This is a genomic window from Sphingobium sp. EM0848, assembly GCF_013375555.1.
Classification (GTDB): Bacteria; Pseudomonadota; Alphaproteobacteria; order Sphingomonadales; family Sphingomonadaceae; genus Sphingobium.
Genome location: NZ_JABXWB010000001.1, coordinates 2,225,815 through 2,245,983 on the forward strand (window position 1 = coordinate 2,225,815; position 20,169 = coordinate 2,245,983).

Sequence of the window (20,169 nt, forward strand, 5' to 3'; positions counted from 1 at the left end):
CGCCTTTAGGATATCGATCGGGACTGAGAGCTGAGATTGTTACGATCCAGCACAGGCGTAAAAACTATCTCCTCCTGACCAACCATCGGGAGCGGCTTGCGGACAACGATGAGATCGTGAAGCGACGAGCCGATGTTACCGCCCATCCAGCAACCATATTCCACCTTCATGATCGCGAGGCCGGCTTCCCAAGCCATGTTTTCGAGCAATTGCTTGTCAAACGCGATGAACGCCAGCGGATCGCTCTTTTCGCCCCACAGAACCTCGCCATTGTCGACATAGGCCTTGTCGGCAAGCGGGAAGATCGTCTGGCGATGGTCGATCATCTTGCGTGAGAATTCAGTGAGGGTGAAGCAGGTGAACAGGAAATATCCACCAGGTGCGAGCATCGCCTCGACGAGCTTCAGAAGATCCACGAAGTCCTTGCGATCAATGTGCGTGAACACCGAAAATGCATAGGCAATGTTGAAGTAGTTCTTGTAATCCTGCTTAATCTGCGTGAGCGGCTTACGGAACTGATCCCCGATGAACTGGTCATAATGGTCGTTCGCGCCTTCGATTAGGTCGAAGCTGACCCCAGGAAAATGAGGCGCGATATTTTCCTGACAGAAAGAAATGACAGGAGGCATGATATCCATGCCGACGACCTTTGCCGGAGCACCGCCGCGCAGTAACGAAAGCATGCCACGACCGATACCGCATCCGAAATCAAGCACCCGGGACTCAGACGAAACGGGCATCATGCGGCGGATGATGTCGGCGCTTGCATCGCCGACGGCCTCGGGGTCCGATCCGCCGACCCAGTCATTCATTTCCGTCGACCGCATCTTCTCGAAAATTGCAGAAATCACGCTGATATCCCCCATATAAACTTCGGCGATGACGAACAAAACGACCGCATCATTTTCAAAATCGATCTTGCGGCCGCAGACTGAAATGTTGCAGAAACATGACACTTATTGTCCATGAACAAGCCCTTGCGTCTTCGGTTAATCGACCTATCCCGCGCCGCGCAAGCGCTATTCAACACTCGCGACAAATATGTCCCTGCCACACCCCGCATAGTCGAATGGCATTGCATCCCAACCTCCACACGCTATCACGAGCGCCCTGTTCGCTGCAGTCTCGCGAGCGCAGCTTAAATGCTCGTAATGCAATTGGAAAGTTTGATGACGAAGCAGGCTGAGAGGGAATATCTAGCGAAGTTAGGAGATGCCGGCGCCCAACATTCGCTTGGCAAGCCCTTCTCCAACGAGGATTGCGGCCTGACGCTGAGTTCGATCGGCACCGTCATGGCCTTGATGCCCCCTGCCCCGGCCAGCATTCTGGACCTGGGCTGCGGTGGCGGCTGGACCAGCATCTTCTTCGCCAAAAGGGGTTATGACGTCACCGGGCAGGATATCGCTGATGACATGATCGATCTTGCGCGGCGGAACAGCGAGATCAACGCCATTCAGCACAAGGCTCAGTTCGTGCTGGGCGATTATGAGACGCTGGATTTCACCGAAAGCTTCGACTGTGCGGTGTTCTTCGACAGCCTTCACCATGCGGACGATCCGCAACTCGCCATTTCCTGCGCTTATCGCGCCCTCAAGCCGGGCGGCATCCTAATCACCCACGAGCCGGGCGAGGGCCATTCGACCGCCCCCTGGTCGATTCTGGCCATGGAGGAATTCGGTGTGAACGAGCGAGATATGCCGCCGCACCTCATTGCCGATTGCGCCCTTACTGCGGGCTTTCGCCAGTTACGCGTGTTCCCGATGCAGCACGATATCCACGAGGTATTTTACGGCGCGCCGCCACCCCGCCTGTTCAGTCGAAAGGGTCTACGGCTAGCCAGGCGCGTTCTATCCATGCTGTTCACGCCCAACATGCGGTGCGGCTCGATTGTCGTGATGACGAAATAGCGGAACCCTTTGTGATGCCCCCCCCTTTCCCAGACATGCCAGCTTCGCCTCGATATTCCTGCGTGACGGACTATGGGAGCCTTTACGCACAAAACTATTTCGCACATGATACGCAATCGACATCTTTCGACCTCGCCAGCGTGCCGGACATGGTGGCTTCCCTTGCGCAGAAGCATGGGGACGCCCTCCTCGATCTGGGTGGCGGCAATGGGGTATTGGCAACCCTGCTCAGGGATCGCGGACTAAAGGCGTTCACCGTCGATGCGGCCGACCGGGAACAGGAGCATTACGCTCATTATGATCTGGCGAGCCATAATCCGGAAGCGGTGGGTATGCTGCTATCCCGCTTGCACGCATCGTTGGGTTTGAACTGGATCGTCACCTGCCTGGATGTGGCGGAACATATCGACCGGGAACATCTCGCCGACTTCCTGCTCAACCTCCGGCACTTGACGACCCACGATTGCATCATCTCGATCTCGACCCGGCCCAGTTCGATGGGAAACCGGTTCCACTCTTCGGTACTTCCCATCTCGACCTGGCAGAAAATGCTCTCCCTTGCGGGGTTCGAGATCGTGGCCGAGAATCTCTTTGCGGCGGTCAATCAAGGACATCGTTTTCAGGGCGACACGGAGCAGATCGGTGCCGTGGCCCATTGGGAAAGGGTCAACCCCTTCCGCGATGCCAATGCGCATCAGCATTATCTGCTCATCCGGCAGAATGCGGCATCACCCGACGCACAGGGGTTGCGCGATTCCATCGCCGGCCTTCTCGACATTCGTTATCGCAATGTCAAGCGCGGTTCGATCACCGTTCCCTTCCCCCCCACATTTTTCAATGTCAATTTCATCCAGGACTGGTCTTTCGTGCGACCGATCATGGATGTGTATCCCGCCCGGCGCCTGCATCTTCTCTTTCGGAAGGATTGCATCGCACCGCAATATCTTCACCTGCTCCGCAATTATTGTGAGCGCACCGCCACGCCCTATGCCGTGATCGGCAGCGTCATGGAGGGTTCCTCGGTGTTGTCCGACTGGGGTTGCGGTGCGAATTCGCTCTTCATGACAGCCACCGAAGGGCTTCCTTCGCCCACCCATGCGATGAACGCGCTCGTCGCCTGCGAAGCCGGGATAATAGGCGCGACCACCTTATCGCTCCAACATGGCGTAAACATCTCGCAGGCTTTCTCCTCATCATGCGACATCGTCGGCACCTGGGATCGAAAGACCGCGAATAGGCTGCTCGACCGAATGGACGGAGAAGGCCATCCTGCAGTCCATGCCGTCGGCAACTTCAAATTCCTCGACGCATTGATACCGCCCGGCGATGGCGGCCTGTCGGCCCGGCTCGGCAGTTGGACCTGCGCATTCGAGGCGGTGTATCTCATAGGCCTGAATCTTCACTGGAAGATGCATGAACATGGCGAGGCGGCCACCTATGAATGGGTGCGCAGAACGATTCACCGGAACGCCAACTGCCTGTTCATCCTTCGTCCGCATCCGGACGATCATAGCATCTACGCCATGGCGGACCTCCTCCATGCCCCCAATATCCTGCTTCTGGACGATATGACCCTGCTCGCCATGGACGTTTCGATCAGCCGGTTGATGCAGGATGTAGACGGCGTCATCTCCACCAATTCCAGCCTGCACATCGATGCCATGGCTGCCGGAAAGCCGACCGTTATGCTGCCCGCACAACCCGGACTGGCGGAACGGGGCGGACTACTTGACAGCTCATGGCCGACAAGGACTGGCAACGCGCCCGAAACGATCAGCGAAGAGGAGTGGTCGACGGGCAATCTGCCGAACGCGCTCAATATCCCGGCTGAAGTCGATCCCGAATGGTTCGCCCCGAGCGCTGAGGTGCTGCAAACCCTGGCCACACTGGCACCCCACCCCAAGCGCCAGCCCGAGATCGTGGTGCGCGCCACTTCGGCCCTGGTAGTTGCGGGGAACAGACAACTCTCCTTTAATCGTCATCCGCATCAGGACATGACACTTCTTTCGGCAGCGCTCAGCGCCTTTGTCGGTGGCTGACGCGCTTATCAATGCGCATCCGGCCTGATAGAACCGACAGTATCGTCACGGGGAACAAAATGACGCTCTACCATCTTCCTGAGGTCTATCGATCGCGCGATGCGGTTTCCTATTTCTCGGATATCCAACCGACCCAGGGCGCCCCCCTCTATCAGCCGGAAGTCTATGAGGTCGCCGAGTATTTCCTCCGCAAGACGGGTCGATCGACGGTAATCGATTTCGGTTGTGGTATGGCCTCCAAGCTGGTGTGCTTGCCGGCCGCCCACCGCATCGGCGTCGATTTCGGGTCGAATATCGAATATTGCCGAGCTCATCACGAGGGGGCCGGCGAATGGATCGAAGCTGATTTCTCCGATACCGGGTCGATTACCCTTGCGGATCGTGCGGGGCCGGACTGCGTGGTGATCTGCGCCGACGTTGTCGAGCATCTTCTGGACCCCCGTCCTCTCCTGCAGATTTTAGCGGCATGCTATGCCAAGGGTGCAGTCGTGCTGACGAGCACGCCGGATCGCATCCGGGCATGGGGGAAGGATCATAATGGCCCCCCACCAAACCCGTCCCATGTCCGGGAATGGGCGCTTGAGGAATATCGCGGGCTGCTGGAAGACAATGGGCTCCCCTGCGTCTATTCGGGCTACACATTCGACAATGACCGGGATCTACAACTCGAAACGATCATCACCATTCATGACAAGTCCGCTGCGCCGGACATGGCTGGAGACGCCCCGCCGATAACGCGGCCGCTGGCCATATTGGCGCTCTATAACGAGGCGGATTGCATCGAGCAGGTGATCCGAGATTGGGTGGTACAGGGTTGCGATGTCCATGTGATCGACAATTGGTCCAACGATTCTAGCTGGGACATACTGGACCGGATCGCCGCGGAAGCGCCGGAGAGGATCACAGTAGAGCGTTTTCCGGAACATCCCGGCCCGCATTATGAGTGGCGCGACATATTGCGTCATAAGGAAATGATCGCGGCGGCTCATCCGGGGCGCTGGATCATCCATACCGACGCAGACGAATTGAGGCGTTCGTTCTTCCCCGGCGTGCCAATGGATCGCGCCTTGAAAATCGTCCAGGACGCCGGTGCCAACCGTGTCAATTTTACGCTCATCAATTTCCGGCCTACGCCCGAGCATCCCGATCTCTCACTCGACCTAGATGCCACTGGCGGTTTTTTCGAATTCGCATCCAAACCCGATGAATTCGACCAGGCCAAGGCTTGGCTGCAGCCCGGGCAGCAGGTCGATCTGGTTTCCAGCGGTGGGCATGTCGCGAACTTCGAAGGTGCCGTGGAATTTCCCTATCGATTCCTTCTCAAGCATTTCCCAATCCGCTCACCCGATCATGGCCGTCGTAAAGTTATGATGGAAAGAAAGGGGCGTTGGTCGCCCGAAGAACGCGCAATGGGATGGCATATTCAATATGACGGCTATCACGCCGGATCGCGCTACCTCTGGAATGCCGCCGATCTATTCCTCTTCACCGATGCGTTTTGGGAGAACCATGGCCTCGCAGTCATCACCGATATCGCGAAGGATGGCCTGCGTGGTACATCGCGGTCCGATCCGCCATCCGCCCTACCCTCCTTCTCGGTTGAGGAGATTGCCGATCACTTGGCCGTGCTGATTGCCCGGATGGGTTCGATCGAGGCAGGCTGGGAGACAGCCCTACTAGAGCAACAGAAGCACAGGGCCGATGTCGAAGGCATGATCCAGCAGATGCGGGCAGCCCATGAGAGCCAGATTGCCGCGCTGACGGAAGGGCGGACTGCCGAACGCAATGCTTACGATCATGTCGTCGGGATATTGACGCAGCGCATATTTGCCCTGGAGGAAATGCTGGCCACCATTCGCGACGACATGGCCGTCAAGGAACAGACGCTGAATCGGCGCTACAGAACGGCCATCAGGCGCCAGCAATTCTAGATCTGGATGGACGTTAGACTGATTCAAGCTACCTGCGTTCGCTTCGAGCGAAGTCGAGAAGCGGATAGAGCAATGCCCGCGTTTCTCGACTTCGCTCGAAACGAACAGATCAAAGTAAAGTCATCTCGCTCTAGGTAGACAACGAGGGAGGCGGCGGCACCGCGGCTCGCCTCTTCCCGCTATCCGGGTCTATCTGCCACAAGCCTTGAAAGCCAGGCCTGTGCTTCAAAGGACCCACACGGAGAGAACAAGCGTGCCCTCTCCGTGCGCCCTCTCGCTAGTCAGAGACGATAATGCTGGCTGGAATAAGCGAGGTCGCCAAATTGCTTGACCACGCTATGCTCGGGATTGGTCGAGAAATAATAAGGCGCCGCTGTCTGAGGGCAGAAGTGGCCGACCAGGCTCTGGCGTGTCAAATCATCATTCTCCACCGGCGCGCCGCCATGAGCGAGATCTGCATGCCAGATAAGAATGTCGCCCTTCTTGGCATAGAAAGGCACAATGCCGCGATCGCTACGCTTCGCTTGTTCAGCGACGTCCACGCTCCACGCGTTATGAGTATCCGGGCCATCCTGGGACGGATCCCAATGCTTCTTGTTACCGCCAAAATCCCAGTCCGGGCGACGGTGGCTACCCGGCGCATAGACCAATTGGCCGGAACCGGGACGTACATCTTCCAGGGCGATCCAGCAGGCCGCCAGTTCCAGGGGACGGTTAACCACGACATAGGCGGTGTCCTGATGCAGTCCCTGTTGCGACCCCTGATCGAAGCTAAGGCTCTGGAACAACAGGGGATGCGCGTCAAAGATGAGCTTGAAAAAGTTCATGAGCCGTGGAACGGAAAAGAGGTCAAGCGCTTCGCTGAGCGGCACGAAGGAGTCCACGACCCGGCCGCCCTTACGATCCGCAGGCTCGTTCAGATACTGCACGACCTGCTGACCATGCTTCTGGTAAAGCACCTGATCATTGCCTTCCCGAAAGGCCAGTTCAATCTTGCGCTGGAAGGCGTCCACCAGATGGTGCGGCGCTGCCCCTTCGAGGATGACATAACCGTTGTCGACGAAGTCCGTCACCATGCTCGCTTCGGTGGCATCAAGGCCACGAGCGGTGATTTCCTGACGCCAATCCGACCGGTCGATCCATAACCCACCAAATTTTGAATGGTAGGTAGCTTCTTCAATCATTCTCACTTCTCCACGACATATTTTCGAAGACATTCGCGCTGTGAGTCCGAATTCGCCTTCATCATGCCCAAGCGATGAGACGGGCTTGATCACAGAAGCTCAGTTTGCCCGCTCGCCCTCTCATCTTGCTAAGCGTTTGCAAGTTGGGCTTCAATGACATTCATCAACGACAGAGCCGTGTTCGACCAAGACCTCCTATCGACGATCATTTTCTCGCCTGTGCCTTGCCGGACGCTCCCGATAAAGTCGCCGATCGACGCGGCCAGCGCATCCGGACCGTCATCCCGGAAAAAGAAGACATGCTGCGATCCTATTTCCCGAAAGACGGGCAGATCCCGCACCAATACCGGCCTGTGGTGCGCCAGTGCTTCCAAGACCGGCAATCCACAGCCTTCCGCATAGGAGGTCATCAGAACGCCCGCTGCCGCATCATATAATCGATCGAGAAATTCGTCGCTGACATCTTCAAGCCAGCGGAACCCTTGCCCTGATTGAGGATGCGTGCGCAGACGCCGCTGAAACGCCTCCGTCTTCCAGCCCGCCCTGCCCACAATGAGCAGCCGCGGCGCAGCATCACCCTGGCGCTGCCAAAGCCGCTCGAACGCCCTCAGCGCCTTGTCATGCGCCTTACGTGGCTCGATCGTCCCCACCATCAAGATGGTCGGCCGCGATCGGACCTCCTCCAGCAGAGCCTCCGTTCCCGCCGGGAGACCAGAACTAGGCAGCGTTGCCATCATGTCGCCGCCAAGCGGGATAGTCGAGACGAGAGGACGGCCCGCCTGCGTTCCCGATCCCGCGAGCGCCTCCTCCAGTTCCGCCGCCACAGCGTGGGAGATGCAGATGGCTCCATCCACGCGCCGGGCGAGCAGTTTCAACCAGGACCGAAAACGACCGCGGAGCTTCGCCGTGAACCAGCGTCGGTCAAGCAAAGGCAGCAGATCATAAACAATCACGAAGAGGGCAACGTCTTCCTTCTTCCAATGGGCGATCTGACGTTCATGGATGGGAAGGAGATGGATCGCGAGATCGAGCCCCAGAAACACGTCACCGGCACGTGGAACGACAACTCCACTCGCCGATGGCGCCTGCACCGGCAGACTCCGGTTCAGGAAGGCAAGGTCGCAATAGCTATACGGCTCTTTACGCGTCGCGAACACGGGCTGGACCACCATGTCCGCCAGCGTCATTTTTGTCAGTTCAGCGAGCATCGCACGGACCACGCGCTGAATGCCGGTGCGGGAGTCGACACGGCGCAGGACGGACACGTCCACTAGCAGATGCCGGGGCCGCTTTTCTGCGGTATCATCCCTACGCGGCCTGATCTGCCGCAGATAACGAATGCCTCTATACCATCTTAGAAGAGCTAGCATCAGCGGTTCTCAGGCGATTTCCGCACTATAGGACTCAAAAGCCTCATCGACAGAGTCATAACGGTTGAGGTGCCCGTTGGAGAGAACGGCGGCAAGATTGCAATGTTCGCGGATATAGCCCGGATCGTGCGACACAATAATCATCGCCCGGTCCGCCCTCTTCTCGAACAATTCGACAAGGCATTTTTGATGGAAGCGCGCATCGCCGACGGCAACGACTTCGTCGATCAGAAAGCAATCGAATTCGATCAACATGGAGATGGCAAAGGCCAAACGAGCCCGCATACCGGCCGAATAGGATCGGACGGGCTCCCGCAGATAGCGCCCCAGTTCCGCGAAATCATCGACCCTGTCGATCTTGTCCTCAAAGGGCACGTCGTAAACGCGGCAAATGAACCGCAGATTGTCCAACCCGGTCAAGCTGATCTGAAACGCGCCGCCGAACGCCAGCGGCCAGGACACTGACATGTTCCGTTCGACCGTGCCGCTGTCCGGCAGTTCCGCCCCGGAGATCATTCGGATCAGAGTGGATTTCCCCGCGCCGTTGCGGCCCAGCACGCCGAGCTTGTCGCCGCGGTTAACCGTCAGATCAACCCGATCGAGAACACGCTTGCTGCCATGCCGGGTGCGATAACTGCGTGAGACGTCCGTAAGCGTGATCATGAGGGCACGACATTTCGAGTGGCCACACGTACTTCCAGCATCGCCAACAGGCTGAGCACCAGACAGGAACAGACGAGATACGCCACATCATAATGGGGATGGAAGGCCGATCCGAAATATCCTTCGCGTACGATCTCCACGCCATGCACCATGGGAAAGAAGTACAGAATATTCTGGAGCGTCTGAGGCGTTGAATCCACAATGAAGCCTGCTCCCGAAAAGGGGAACAGGAGATAGGCCGCCGGATGCCAGAGCTTGTCTACCAATTCGGACCGCTCCGTGAGTGCACCGAGGAAAATCGCCAGCGCGGCCCCGAACCAGGCGATGGACAGCCAGCCCAGCAGCAGCGTGAGGATATCTTCCGGCAGTTCCGTCCAACCGATGAAATGGAAGAATACGGTCAGGCCGAAGAAAGAAATCGACGCACCCATCATTTCGACGAGCACACGGGAAATGAAAATGTCGATGATCTTGACGTTCCGGTGATGGAGCAGAGCTGCGTTGGGCTCAATCGACGCGATACAGCGCGCGGGCATGTTCCGCCACAACAGCACACTCGAATACCCGGTGATCGCAAAGGCCGTGATCGGAAGATTGCCACCATGGATGGTCTTAGTCGCGGTCCAGATCGCCGTGACGCCGATCGTGAACAGCATGGGTTCGACGAACAGCCACAGAAACCCGATATTATGGCGGCCATAGCGCGTCAGTATCTCGCGCATCAGCAAGGCGCCGATGACGCGGCGCTGCACCGCGAAAGAATGTAGGAGGCTTTCGCCGTTCCGCGCGCCGGCCGGCATCAGTCCCTGTGCTCCCTCGCACCTGCGAGCAGCATGCTGAATATACCCCAGAGGACCAATCCGAGTGCGAGTGTAGCGATGACCCCGCGCAGCCGCTTCGGCTCCAATGGCTCGTCCGGCAGGTTAGGCTGGACGATGCGCTCCACATAGGCCTGCTTACGCCGCGCCTCATTCTGGGCCTCTTCCAGCGAGGCCATGGCGGCAGCGAGTTGCTTGTCCGCAAACTGTGTCTCGAGTTGAAGGCGCTGATATTGCGCGGCGGCGGCGGCCAGAGATCGCTGGCTGCCGGCAACCTTGCCCAGCTCCGATTCCACCTCATGCGACAGCCCCTCTATGCGCGTCTCCAAAACCGGGATTTGCGGGTTGGTCGGCGTGAAGGTACGCAGTTGAAGCAATTCGGTCTTCGTCGAGATCAGTTCGTCCTGCAGCTTCGAGATCATCTGAAGCTGGACGGTGGCCTGCTTCTCAGGATCGACGATGCCTTGGCGGTTGCGATAGCCGGACAACGCGAGCGCGGCCGTACGGGATTTCTCCTTCGCCGCTTCCACCTCTGCGCTTGCGAAGCGAATGAGGTCCTGCCTCCCACGTTCGTTCAGCCGATTGACCGTACCCTCCGCCATTTCAAGCAGTTGCCTGTTATAGTGGAGCGCATCCGTGGCCGTATAAGCACGCACTATAAGTGTGGTGATGGATGATGTGCCGTCATGCTCCACCTTGACCTTCGTTTTGAAATATTTGAACAGATCTTCGAAAGTGGATCCCGTTAACAAAGTGCCGAATCGGTCGAAGAACGAAATATTAGCGTCCGAATAAGCCCGTCGAAAGCTTCCGCCCGTGTTGAGCGCAGCCAACGCATCCCGGGAAACTATATAGTCCTGAGCCGCGAAAATCTCGTCACCTGCGTTGGAGAATCCAGCGCCTTTGAGCAATATACCGAGAGGGCTGGACGCCGGTTTATCCGGACTGCGAACCACAAACCGCGCTTCCGAAATATAGACATCCGATGCGCACAGACCAAAATAAATAATCGAACACGTGGTCGGAATTACAACCAAGAAGATGAAGAGCCAGCCCAGCCCAAACAGTTTTTCTACACTACGCCTTAGAACAGCAAGAAAATACCCGCTATTCTTCGCAGAGTTTTCATTCACGAACTGATCGTTTCTTTCGAGCATGTTATCCTTTGAGGGAAGTCACCCCACAAGCCGACAATGGCCCTGGCGTCATGCGACGGCCCCGCGAATTTTGCAACCGACAAAACTTGAAGTCTGCCCGTCGCCACTATCGTCCAAGGCACCCAATGGGCGGGAAGCCCCATCTACAAACCGGGCATCCCCGCGAACAGAAGGTAGAGAGCACATATATACCGAACCAACATTCGCCCAAGACCAGACCCCGCAGGTCCCTAGCACCCCGCCTAGATCGTCGCCGTAGGCTACGCAGACAAAGCAGAAGGCGAAACGAGGAAGAGTCAAACGGCGTCGCATTCAGGCCGGCCAACAGGCTCGCGATCCCCAATAGCGCGGCACACCCGCACTCGCCAGTCGCGCCTGGCATCCAAAGGCGAGCATGCGATCGGAAAGGCCGGCAGGAATCTCAGCGCGCCATCGGCCTTGCCGAGCCGCCAGGCCAGCACGCGAATCAGCACCAGCCTGGAGGGCAGGAGGGTGGGCACGATCGGCGACGGGTCCGTGCCACACCCATCGCCGCCACGCAGACGGGCAGCATCAGCAGATAGAACTGGCATTCGAACCGCAGCGACCGCAGCACATAGGCGTTGATGCGCCCGGCGTCCGGGTCACCGAGCAACGTATGTCGTGCCACCAGATGATCTGGACCGCTGCAGAACATAGGAAGGTTGCGTCAGGAGTTACGCCGGCACGGAGCATGATGATGAGGCTGATGATCGCGGCCGATGCGGTCATCAGGGGCAGGATACGGAACACCCGCCCTATATGGACCTTCTCCCAAGCTGTCGCGCGCAGGCCCGCCAGGATGCGGGGCTAGAGCAGTGAGCGCAAAGTAGGAATCGCGGACGATTCCTTTTTGCGCGGATTTGTGATTCATGTGCCTGTGGAGGTGAACCATGGGCAGAGCATATTCGGCTGATTTGCGGGAACGGATATCGGCGCACGTAAGGGCGGGACACTCGCGCCGGGCGGCGGCCCGCCATTTCGGTGTGAGCGCGAGTTGCGCAGTGAAGTTGTTGCAGCGAGTGGAACGAACAGGTTCGGCTGCTTCTTCACGAATAGGGCGGCCACGCGGCGCTGGTAAGTTGGCGCCGTATATGGCCCGGTTGACGGGCTGGGTGGATAGGGAACCAGACATCGGCATGTCGGAGCTGTCCAACAAGCTTGCAGCGGAGACGGGCGTAGTTGCCCATCCGGCATCCCTCTCGCGGGTGCTGATCCAGGCTGGCTATCGGGTAAAAAAAAACGCTGCTGGCCAGCGAGTGCGGACGCGATGATGTCGCTCATGCGCGACTGCGATGGCGCCTCGACCGGCAGCCGCAGATGCGCGCAAAGCCTCATCACCTCGTCTTTCTGGATGAGACGGCGACCACCACGAAGATGACCAAGCTTCGTGGCCGGGCGCCAAAAGGAGAGCGTCTCAAGGCCCGCGCTCCGTTCGGTCATTGGAAAACGCAAACCTTCATCGCGGGGCTGCGCTGCGATTGCTTGGTTGCCCCGTGGGTGATCGACCAACCGATGAACCGGCGCCTGTTCGAAACCTATATCGAAACCCAGTTGGCGCCAACGCTCAGCCCCGGCGATGTTGTGATCGCCGACAATCTGTCGAGCCACAAAAGCGAAAAGGTCAAAGCCTGCCTTAAAGAGCGAGGTGCGTGGATCCTTTTCCTCCCCGCTTATTCACCCGATTTGAACCCAATAGAAATGGCCTTCGCTAAATTGAAATCGCACCTGCGACGGATCGGGGCGCGGACCATCGATGAGCTATGGAAGGCTCTCGGACATATCTGCGACCTCTATTCTGCCGAAGAATGTTGGGAATATTTCAAGGCCGCCGGATATGCGTCCAACTAATCGCTCACCGCTCTAGAACACGAGCCCTGTCGGTATGAAGAACAGAGCGACTCCGCCGCTGCCTAGCTGGTTCAGGAAAGCATACGGAGGGACGCCCCATGCGCCGCCCAATATCGTGGCCTGGCACCAGACATAGAAATGATGGATCGTTACCGACAGGACGAGATAGCCCCGCAGCCCGTCTATGCAGCCCAGTCGTTCGTCTGAGGGAGGCGCAGGGGAAGCCCGACGGCACCGAATATTCCGCCACCGGCGTCGCGACGATCCCTACGGCTGCTATGAAGACGATGACGAATTACGGCATTCAACAACCCTCAGACCCGACGAAGAGAAGCGACAGATATTGTGGTGCAGTAAGTTCTACGCGCAATAAGGAGGTCCGCGCAGGACCTGGCTGGGCGATAAAATATCCGCGCGAAGAGATGATTTCGTCCTGAAATACCCGTACAAGCGCGCCGCTGCGTCGAAATCAGCGCCTCGCCGAAAGGATCTGCCGCAGATAAGCGCCATATGTTGATTTGCCCAGCGCCGCCGCCAACCGCTCAAGCTGGGCATCGTCGATGAAGCCTTGCCGCCAGGCCACCTCTTCGGGGCTAGCGATCTTGAAGCCCTGTCGCTTCTCCAGTGTGCGCACGAACTCGGCCGCTTCGATCAGACTGTCCGGCGTTCCCGTATCCAGCCACGCATAGCCGCGCCCCATCACTTCGACTGACAACTGGCCCCGCTGGAGATAAGCCCTGTTCACGTCCGTGATCTCCAATTCACCGCGCGGCGAGGGCTTGAGGGAGGCGGCGATGTCGATCACCTCCTCGTCATAGAAATAAAGGCCGGTCACCGCCCAGTTAGAGCGGGGGTTCTGCGGCTTCTCCTCGATGGAGATCGCTTTCATGTCGGCGTCGAACTCGACCACACCATAGCGCTCCGGGTCGGTGACGTGATAACCGAACACCGTCGCGCCCGTGGGCCGGGCCATGGCCGCAAAGAAGAGGTCGCCGAGGCCGTGGCCGAAATAGATATTGTCCCCAAGGATCAGCGCCGATGGCCCACCCCGAACGAAGTCCGCGCCGATGACATACGCCTGAGCGAGGCCATCGGGGCTCGGCTGTACGGCGTACTGGATTTCCAGTCCCCAGGCCGACCCATTCCCCAACAGTGCCTGAAACGACGGCACATCGCGCGGCGTCGAGATAATGAGGATTTCCCGAATGCCCGCCAGCATCAGGGTCGACAGAGGATAATAGATCATCGGCTTGTCGTAGACAGGCACGAGCTGCTTCGACGTGACGATGGTCATGGGGTGGAGGCGAGTGCCGGAGCCTCCCGCCAGGATGATACCCTTCATTTCTTCTCCTGCGCGATAGGGCCGACCAGTTCGGCGACTATCTCTGCCACCGCGTCTCGCCACGGACGCGGCGTCATACCGAAGTCTCGCGTCAGGCTGGCCGTGCAGAGCCGGGAGTTGGCAGGCCGGCGGGCGATGGTGGGATAGTCTGCTGTCGTGATCGCGGTGACGTCGGCGGAGGGGCCACCGGCGGCACCGGAGAGGGCGAAGATCTCCCGCGCGAGATCGCACCAACTCGCCTCGCCCGCATTGACGAAGTGATAGATACCGGTCGGAGCACCTCTGTCTTTGAGATGCGCGAGCGTGATGGCCTGCAGCGCCCGGGCGATGTCAGCAGCGGATGTCGGGCAACCGGTTTGGTCAGCGACGACGCGTAAGGGACCACCGGCTGCGCCGATCCTGAGCATGGTCTTAAGGAAGTTGCCGCGATGCGCGCTCAGTACCCAGGCGGTGCGCAGCACGACCGAGCGCGGATTGCCCGTCCGGACCGCCAGTTCGCCCGCCAGCTTGCTTGCGCCATAGACACCGGGCGGGTCGACCGGATCGCCCGGCTCGTAAAAGCCTTCACCGTCACCGGAGAAGACGTAATCGGTCGAGACGTGGATGAGCGGGATGCCCGCCCGCGCGGTCGCCTCCGCCAGCCAGGCCGGTCCTTGCGCATTGGCAAGGAAGGCGGCGCCGACCTCGCTCTCCGCCTTGTCGACGGCGGTGTAGGCGGCGCAGTTGATGACAGCCGCCCAGTCGCGGTTAGCAAGGCAAGCAACGCTTGCCTTGCTGCCGAGGTCGAAGGCGACGCGGTCGGGGAAATGCGGCTCTACATCTGCAGGCCAATTGAGGCGGGCCAGTTCCAGCCCGACCTGGCCGGTGCCTCCCGTGATGAGGACCGGACGGCTCACGAAACTGCCTTGAGGCCGAGCCGTGCGGTATCGTAGCGTCCGTTCAGAATGTCCCGCCACCAGCTCTCATTGTCGAGATACCATTGCACCGTTCGGGCGATGCCCTGCTCGAAGCTGGTGCCCGGTTCCCATCCGAGTTCCCGGCGGATTTTGCTCGCGTCGATGGCGTAGCGCTGATCGTGCCCTGGCCGATCGGTCACGAAGGTGATTTGCTCGGCATAGCTCCTGCCGTCGGCTCGAGGTTGTTGGCCGTCCAGCGCCGCGCAAATGGCATGCACGACGTCAATGTTCCGCCGTTCCGCATTGCCGCCGACATTGTAGGTTTCGCCCGGCGTGCCCCTCTCGAACACGGCCCGCAGGGCGCGGGCATGGTCTTCCACGAACAGCCAGTCGCGCACATTGCTGCCGTCGCCGTAAACAGGGAGGGGCGAGCCCGCCAGAGCACGGATAATGATGAGGGGGATCAGCTTCTCGGGAAAGTGATAAGGGCCGTAATTGTTGGAGCAGTTTGTGACGAGCACGGGCACGCCGTAGGTATGGCCCCAAGCCCGCACGAGATGGTCCGACGCGGCCTTGGACGACGAGTAGGGCGAGCGCGGGTCATAAGCTGTCGTCTCGGTGAAATAACCAGTGTCGCCGAGCGAGCCGAACACCTCGTCGGTGGAGATGTGGTGGAAGCGGAACGCATCCTTCTCCGTCCCCTCCAGGCCCTGCCAGTATCCGAGCGCCTGTTGCAGCATCGTATAGGTACCGACGATGTTAGTCTGAATGAACTCGCCCGGCCCGTCGATGGATCGATCAACATGGCTCTCCGCCGCAAGGTGGGCGATCACCTGAGGCCGGAACTCCGCCAGCAGCTTCGCAATCAGCGCGGCGTCCGCGATGTCACCCTGTACGAAGCGGTAGCGAGGATTGTCTGCGACCAGATCGAGCGAGGACATCACACCAGCATAAGTAAGCTTGTCGAGGTTCAGAACCTCATGATCGCTTTCGCCGACCAGATGGCGTACCAGGGCAGAGCCGATGAACCCCGCGCCGCCCGTAACCAGTATGCGCATAAAACTCCCCTGATGAAAAAGTGCTGCCGGACCGTTCAGACCTACGGCGCCTCAATAGGTTCAAGCGGATCGCCCGTATAGGTAAAGGGGCTTTCGAATTGCGCAAGCAACGGCAGAGTCACGTCCTTGTCCGACAGGACCGGGCCGCTTGCGGGCAACGGCCAATCGATACCGATATCAAGGCAATTCCAGCGCACCCCGCCTTCGCAATCCGGAGCGTAAAAGTCCGACACTTTGTAAAGGACTTCGGTGTCGGGCGCGGTTGTAACGAACGCATGGCCGAAACCCACCGGCAGGTAAAGCTGGTGGCCATTTTTCGCCGTTAGTTCCGCGGCCGCGAACTGTCCGTAGGTCGGCGATCCCTTGCGAAGATCAACTGCGTAATCGATAATCGCGCCGCGTAAACAACGGACGAGTTTCGCCTGGGGGTGGGGAGGTATCTGAAAATGAATGCCGCGTATTGTCCCCACAGGCCCGGAAAAGCTATGGTTGTCCTGCACGAACGTGACATCGACACCCTGCTGCGCCCAACGGGTGGCGACATAGGTTTCGGAAAACCAACCACGCGAATCTCCAAAACGCTTCGGCGTGATAAGTTTCACCGGATTGCCCACGATCTGAGTCTTTCGTCTTTGTTGTGCAGTGCACCGGTAGCACATAGATGCATCCGGGCAACGGGTATTCCTCAACTAGGGTCATATGTGGACGGCTCCCCCTGGCAAGACCCTGGCGCGTCAGCAGGACTGCGCATGTCAGCTTCGTGCTGGACGCGCTGGAGCAGGCTATCATGAGCGGCGCCCTGTCCACCGTGACAGCCTCGTTCACCACAACGATCGCGGCAGCCGAGGCGGATTCAACCGGCCGTCGCAACACCTGCTTCATACTGCTGGGGAAGGAACAGGTCGGGGACTTCTGCAGGCGTCTTCCATCCAAGCGTCTTTCGCGGGCGCGTATTCATGGCGTGAGCAACTGCTTCGAGTCGCCTATCGAGTGCCGGCTGAGATCGGCGCCCTTCGAGAAGTACTGGCGGAGCAGACCGTTGGTGTTTTCGTTCGAACCACGCTGCCACGGGCGTTGCGGATCGCAAAAGTAGATTTCCAGTCCGCTAGCGACCCGGAGCTTACGTGCTGGGCCATCTCGGCGCTTTGATCCCACGTTAGCGACTGACGGAGTTTCTCCAGCAGCTGCGCATGTAGGGGACGATGGCCATGCGGACGGCTTCGGCTCCATGACCGGCAAGCGGCGGACCGTTTTTGGTTCCTTGTCCGCGCTGATATCGGTCCTCTCGCGGCAGGTGCAGCAGCATCGTAAATCGCGAACTGCGTTCGACGACGGGCCGATCGCTGAGCTATGCAGACCCAGGATAAGATCACCCTCCCTATGTCCGGGAACAACACGATCTTCCACTTCCGGGGGCCGCTCGCTGATCATAATGATATCACCAACGAAGGATTTTCCACGACCACGCATTCGCTCGCGCGGCACGCGAAGAGCTCGGCCCGAATGCAAGCAAGCCATTAGTTCCCGGCGCAGAGCACCACGTCCCTGGATATACCGGGATTGATAAATTGCCTCGTGACTGATGCGTATGGTGGGATCCTCCGGGTAGTCGATCCCCAGCCGATGGGCGATCTGCTCCGGGCTCCATGCAATCGACCAGCGCCGGCTCTGTCGAAGCACGGCTCGCCGCTTCTTCCATACCACTTCAGAACCGGCAAAGCTGATACCATCTCGGCGGCGTTAGCTTTCAGATAGCTGATCGGTTCGACTTGGGTAGAAAAACGCATAATGCCCCACCAGTCTAAATTCGGACTGAATATAGTCTATAGACGTTAGTCCCCAATCGGAAACAAAAGGGCGGAAGGCGTACAACAAGTGAGTGCGGTGATCTTCTTGACCTTGCATCCCGCCAATGCGACTCTGACCCCAATGAGCGACTTGGGCAAATTTCGGGCACGCGCTGCCGACTTCTTTTCTAATTCTATGTTTTTCCACGTAAAAATCGCCCCCCGCCGCTGCCTTGACATCGCAAGGGTCGCAAGTTCAATCCTTGCCACGCCCACCATGATCAGGCCCGGACCCAATATCGGTTCCGGGCCTTTTCCATATTAAATCCCGAATTCAGATCGGCGCCGCAGGACTGCTCGGCGGTCTGGCCGCGTTGATGCTGCTCAATGGGCCCCTTGCCTGCGGAAGAGCGGCAGGAAGATCATGGACACAACCATCGCGATCACGGCCGCGACCAAAAGATCATCGACCATCCGGTAGATGGCGGTGAAGAATAGCAGCAGAACCGCGGCCACCACGGCGGGCAGGAAAAGACGGGCCAGCCAATCCTCCATCTGTGGAACGATCCGCACCATCCATTCCTTGCGACTGAAAGCACCCCGGTTCATCTGTCCGTCCTTCCGATCTTTGTAGGTTTCATATAGCAACTAAATAATCGGCTTCCAGATGCGAAGTTTGCTACGGATTGTTTCCAATCGTGAGATGAACGGCGATCCCGTTATGACCTATCCCGATGACATGGCTTGCCTAAGGGACAGGACCGATCATAAGGGCCCTATGACGGGCACCCGCCTCCTCGTTGATTTGGCCGAAAACCTTGGGACCGCACCGATGTCCGCACGCATATCACCGCCACCGACGGTTGCTGCATCGGCAAGGGCTGGCTGATCGAGCGGAGCATGCCCCTTGCCGTCGATACGGACATGAACGGACTGCTGGTCCGCCTGCCCTGACACAGGAAGAGACAAGAAGGAACCACCATGGCGCGCGCCGAAATGATTGCCAGCAAGCGGGTCCTGTTCGTGATGGCGGTCGAGGATGAATATGGGCCGCATCTCAAGGCGCGCTTCGATCCCCTGATGATCGGTGTGGGGCCGGTGGAAGCCGCGCTCAACACAGGCCTTGCGCTGCAGAAGCTGGAACTGGAGCGGAGCTTGCCCGATCTCGTCGTTTCGCTGGGCTCGGCGGGATCGCGCATCTGCCCTCTGGGCGAGGTCTATCAGGTCGCCAGCGTCTCCTGGCGCGACATGGATGCTTCGCGCCTGGGGTTTCCGAAAGGCGTCACGCCCTTTTCCAACCACCCTCCCGAAATACCGCTACACACACCGCTGGAACTGCGCACGGCGCGGCTCTCCACCGGCGCGAATATCGTGGGCGGGGAGGATTATGCCGCGATCGACGCCGACATGGTCGACATGGAAACTTTCGCGGTGGTTCGTGCCTGCCAGCGTTTCCGCGTGCCGGTCATGGGCCTGCGCGGCGTTTCCGATGGTCCCGGTGAACTGTCGGACATGCTGGGATGGACGCAATTGCTGTCGTTGCTCGACGAACGGCTGGCGCAAGCCGTGGATCTTCTGGCGGACGCCCTGCAGCAATAGGGCGCCCGGTCAGTGCCCCTCAAAGGCAATGATTGCGACGGAAGAGACACCATCGGCCTCCAACGCCGCCATGCCGCCCAGATCAGGCAAGTCGATGGCGAACAATGCCATCAGCACGGAAGCCCCCTGCTCGCGGATCAGTTGCGCTGCCGCCAGCGCCGTGCCGCCTGTCGCGATCAGATCGTCGACCAAGAGCACCCGCGCGCCCTCCGCAATCTGTCCTTCGTGCAGTTCCAGCCGGTCCGTGCCATATTCCAGCACATAATCGATGCCGACCGTCTTGCCCGGCAGCTTGCCCTTCTTGCGCACCGGCACGAAGCCCGCGCCGAGCGCATGGGCCAGTGCCGCACCCAGGATAAAGCCCCGAGCCTCGATCCCGACGATCAGGTCCGGGTCCAGCGGCCGGGCGACCGCTGCCATGCGCTCGATCAGTTCAGCCAGTCCCTGCCCATCGGCCAACAGGGTTGTGATATCGCGGAACTGGATGCCCGGCTTGGGAAAGTCGGGGATGGTGCGGACCAGGGCCGCTAGGCTGTCAGCGCTCATATA

18 protein-coding genes and 1 pseudogene are annotated in these 20,169 nt (G+C 59.1%); 5 read left to right on the forward strand and 14 right to left on the reverse strand.

The window, feature by feature from the left end; translation table 11 throughout:
- Positions 1 to 5 precede the first annotated feature (5 nt).
- Positions 6 to 890: a class I SAM-dependent methyltransferase gene (locus HUK73_RS10725; protein ID WP_176591891.1), complete on the reverse strand. Its 885-nt coding sequence runs from the start codon at positions 888 to 890 to the stop codon at positions 6 to 8.
- Positions 891 to 1,169: 279 nt separating this feature from the next.
- Between HUK73_RS10725 and HUK73_RS10730 the strand changes: the two genes are divergently transcribed.
- From HUK73_RS10730 to HUK73_RS10740, 3 genes are all read left to right on the forward strand, one after another.
- Positions 1,170 to 1,907, forward strand: a complete 738-nt coding sequence (locus tag HUK73_RS10730) for a bifunctional 2-polyprenyl-6-hydroxyphenol methylase/3-demethylubiquinol 3-O-methyltransferase UbiG (RefSeq protein ID WP_176591892.1) — start codon at positions 1,170 to 1,172, stop codon at positions 1,905 to 1,907.
- A gap of 62 nt (positions 1,908 to 1,969) precedes the next feature.
- The gene (locus HUK73_RS27150; RefSeq protein WP_176591893.1) at positions 1,970 to 3,946 is read left to right on the forward strand and encodes a hypothetical protein; all 1,977 of its coding nucleotides are present in this window, start codon (positions 1,970 to 1,972) and stop codon (positions 3,944 to 3,946) included.
- Positions 3,947 to 4,005: 59 nt separating this feature from the next.
- Positions 4,006 to 5,877, forward strand: coding sequence for a methyltransferase domain-containing protein (locus HUK73_RS10740; protein WP_176591894.1), 1,872 nt, complete (start codon positions 4,006 to 4,008; stop codon positions 5,875 to 5,877).
- Between the two features lie 281 nt (positions 5,878 to 6,158).
- On the opposite strand, the gene HUK73_RS10745 is transcribed toward HUK73_RS10740, so the two are convergent.
- The 6 genes from HUK73_RS10745 to HUK73_RS10770 all read right to left on the reverse strand — a co-directional run bounded on the left by HUK73_RS10745 (position 6,159) and on the right by HUK73_RS10770 (position 11,718).
- Positions 6,159 to 7,061, reverse strand: coding sequence for a phytanoyl-CoA dioxygenase family protein (locus HUK73_RS10745; RefSeq protein ID WP_176591895.1), 903 nt, complete (start codon positions 7,059 to 7,061; stop codon positions 6,159 to 6,161).
- Between the two features lie 128 nt (positions 7,062 to 7,189).
- Positions 7,190 to 8,326 (reverse strand): glycosyltransferase family 1 protein, encoded by a 1,137-nt coding sequence (locus tag HUK73_RS10750; RefSeq protein WP_218036447.1) that lies wholly within the window; start codon positions 8,324 to 8,326, stop codon positions 7,190 to 7,192.
- 114 nt (positions 8,327 to 8,440) lie between these two features.
- Positions 8,441 to 9,094, reverse strand: a complete 654-nt coding sequence (locus tag HUK73_RS10755; protein ID WP_176591897.1) for an ABC transporter ATP-binding protein — start codon at positions 9,092 to 9,094, stop codon at positions 8,441 to 8,443.
- Entirely contained in the window at positions 9,091 to 9,894 is an 804-nt protein-coding gene (locus tag HUK73_RS10760; protein WP_176591898.1) for an ABC transporter permease, read from the reverse strand. Before HUK73_RS10760 ends, HUK73_RS10755 begins: the two co-directional genes overlap by 4 nt.
- Positions 9,894 to 11,069 carry a hypothetical protein gene (locus tag HUK73_RS10765; RefSeq protein WP_255326252.1) on the reverse strand — a complete coding sequence of 392 codons (1,176 nt, stop codon included), beginning with the start codon at positions 11,067 to 11,069 and terminating at the stop codon, positions 9,894 to 9,896. The genes HUK73_RS10760 and HUK73_RS10765 overlap by 1 nt, the downstream gene beginning before the upstream one ends.
- A gap of 466 nt (positions 11,070 to 11,535) precedes the next feature.
- Positions 11,536 to 11,718 carry a hypothetical protein gene (locus HUK73_RS10770; protein WP_176591899.1) on the reverse strand — a complete coding sequence of 61 codons (183 nt, stop codon included), beginning with the start codon at positions 11,716 to 11,718 and terminating at the stop codon, positions 11,536 to 11,538.
- 262 nt (positions 11,719 to 11,980) lie between these two features.
- Between HUK73_RS10770 and HUK73_RS10775 the strand changes: the two genes are divergently transcribed.
- Positions 11,981 to 12,938, forward strand: a protein-coding gene (locus HUK73_RS10775; RefSeq protein WP_176591283.1) for an IS630 family transposase whose coding sequence is annotated in 2 segments (ribosomal slippage) — positions 11,981 to 12,322 and positions 12,324 to 12,938 — 957 coding nt in all. Because the reading frame shifts where the segments join, the coding sequence is not laid out codon by codon here.
- Positions 12,939 to 13,407: 469 nt separating this feature from the next.
- Here HUK73_RS10775 and rfbA read toward each other — a convergent pair.
- The 6 genes and pseudogenes from rfbA to HUK73_RS10800 form a co-directional block, all read right to left on the reverse strand.
- Positions 13,408 to 14,280: a glucose-1-phosphate thymidylyltransferase RfbA gene (gene rfbA, locus HUK73_RS10780; RefSeq protein ID WP_176591900.1), complete on the reverse strand. Its 873-nt coding sequence runs from the start codon at positions 14,278 to 14,280 to the stop codon at positions 13,408 to 13,410.
- On the reverse strand, positions 14,277 to 15,176 hold the full coding sequence (gene rfbD / locus HUK73_RS10785; protein ID WP_176591901.1) for a dTDP-4-dehydrorhamnose reductase: 900 nt from the start codon (positions 15,174 to 15,176) through the stop codon (positions 14,277 to 14,279). Before rfbD ends, rfbA begins: the two co-directional genes overlap by 4 nt.
- Positions 15,173 to 16,234, reverse strand: coding sequence for a dTDP-glucose 4,6-dehydratase (gene rfbB / locus HUK73_RS10790; protein WP_176591902.1), 1,062 nt, complete (start codon positions 16,232 to 16,234; stop codon positions 15,173 to 15,175). Before rfbB ends, rfbD begins: the two co-directional genes overlap by 4 nt.
- A gap of 41 nt (positions 16,235 to 16,275) precedes the next feature.
- Complete coding sequence (rfbC, locus tag HUK73_RS10795) at positions 16,276 to 16,848, reverse strand: dTDP-4-dehydrorhamnose 3,5-epimerase (RefSeq protein ID WP_369805478.1); 573 nt, start codon at positions 16,846 to 16,848, stop codon at positions 16,276 to 16,278.
- A 239-nt stretch (positions 16,849 to 17,087) separates the two neighbouring features.
- Positions 17,088 to 17,962: pseudogene (locus HUK73_RS26750) on the reverse strand (IS30 family transposase); the annotation flags it as partial.
- 443 nt (positions 17,963 to 18,405) lie between these two features.
- Positions 18,406 to 18,630 (reverse strand): hypothetical protein, encoded by a 225-nt coding sequence (locus HUK73_RS10800; protein ID WP_255326253.1) that lies wholly within the window; start codon positions 18,628 to 18,630, stop codon positions 18,406 to 18,408.
- A 372-nt stretch (positions 18,631 to 19,002) separates the two neighbouring features.
- Between HUK73_RS10800 and HUK73_RS10805 the strand changes: the two genes are divergently transcribed.
- Positions 19,003 to 19,620 carry a 5'-methylthioadenosine/S-adenosylhomocysteine nucleosidase gene (locus HUK73_RS10805; RefSeq protein ID WP_255326254.1) on the forward strand — a complete coding sequence of 206 codons (618 nt, stop codon included), beginning with the start codon at positions 19,003 to 19,005 and terminating at the stop codon, positions 19,618 to 19,620.
- A 9-nt stretch (positions 19,621 to 19,629) separates the two neighbouring features.
- Here the strand turns inward: HUK73_RS10805 and HUK73_RS10810 are convergent, their stop codons facing one another.
- The gene (locus tag HUK73_RS10810) at positions 19,630 to 20,166 is read right to left on the reverse strand and encodes an adenine phosphoribosyltransferase (RefSeq protein ID WP_176591903.1); all 537 of its coding nucleotides are present in this window, start codon (positions 20,164 to 20,166) and stop codon (positions 19,630 to 19,632) included.
- Positions 20,167 to 20,169: the final 3 nt, after the last annotated feature.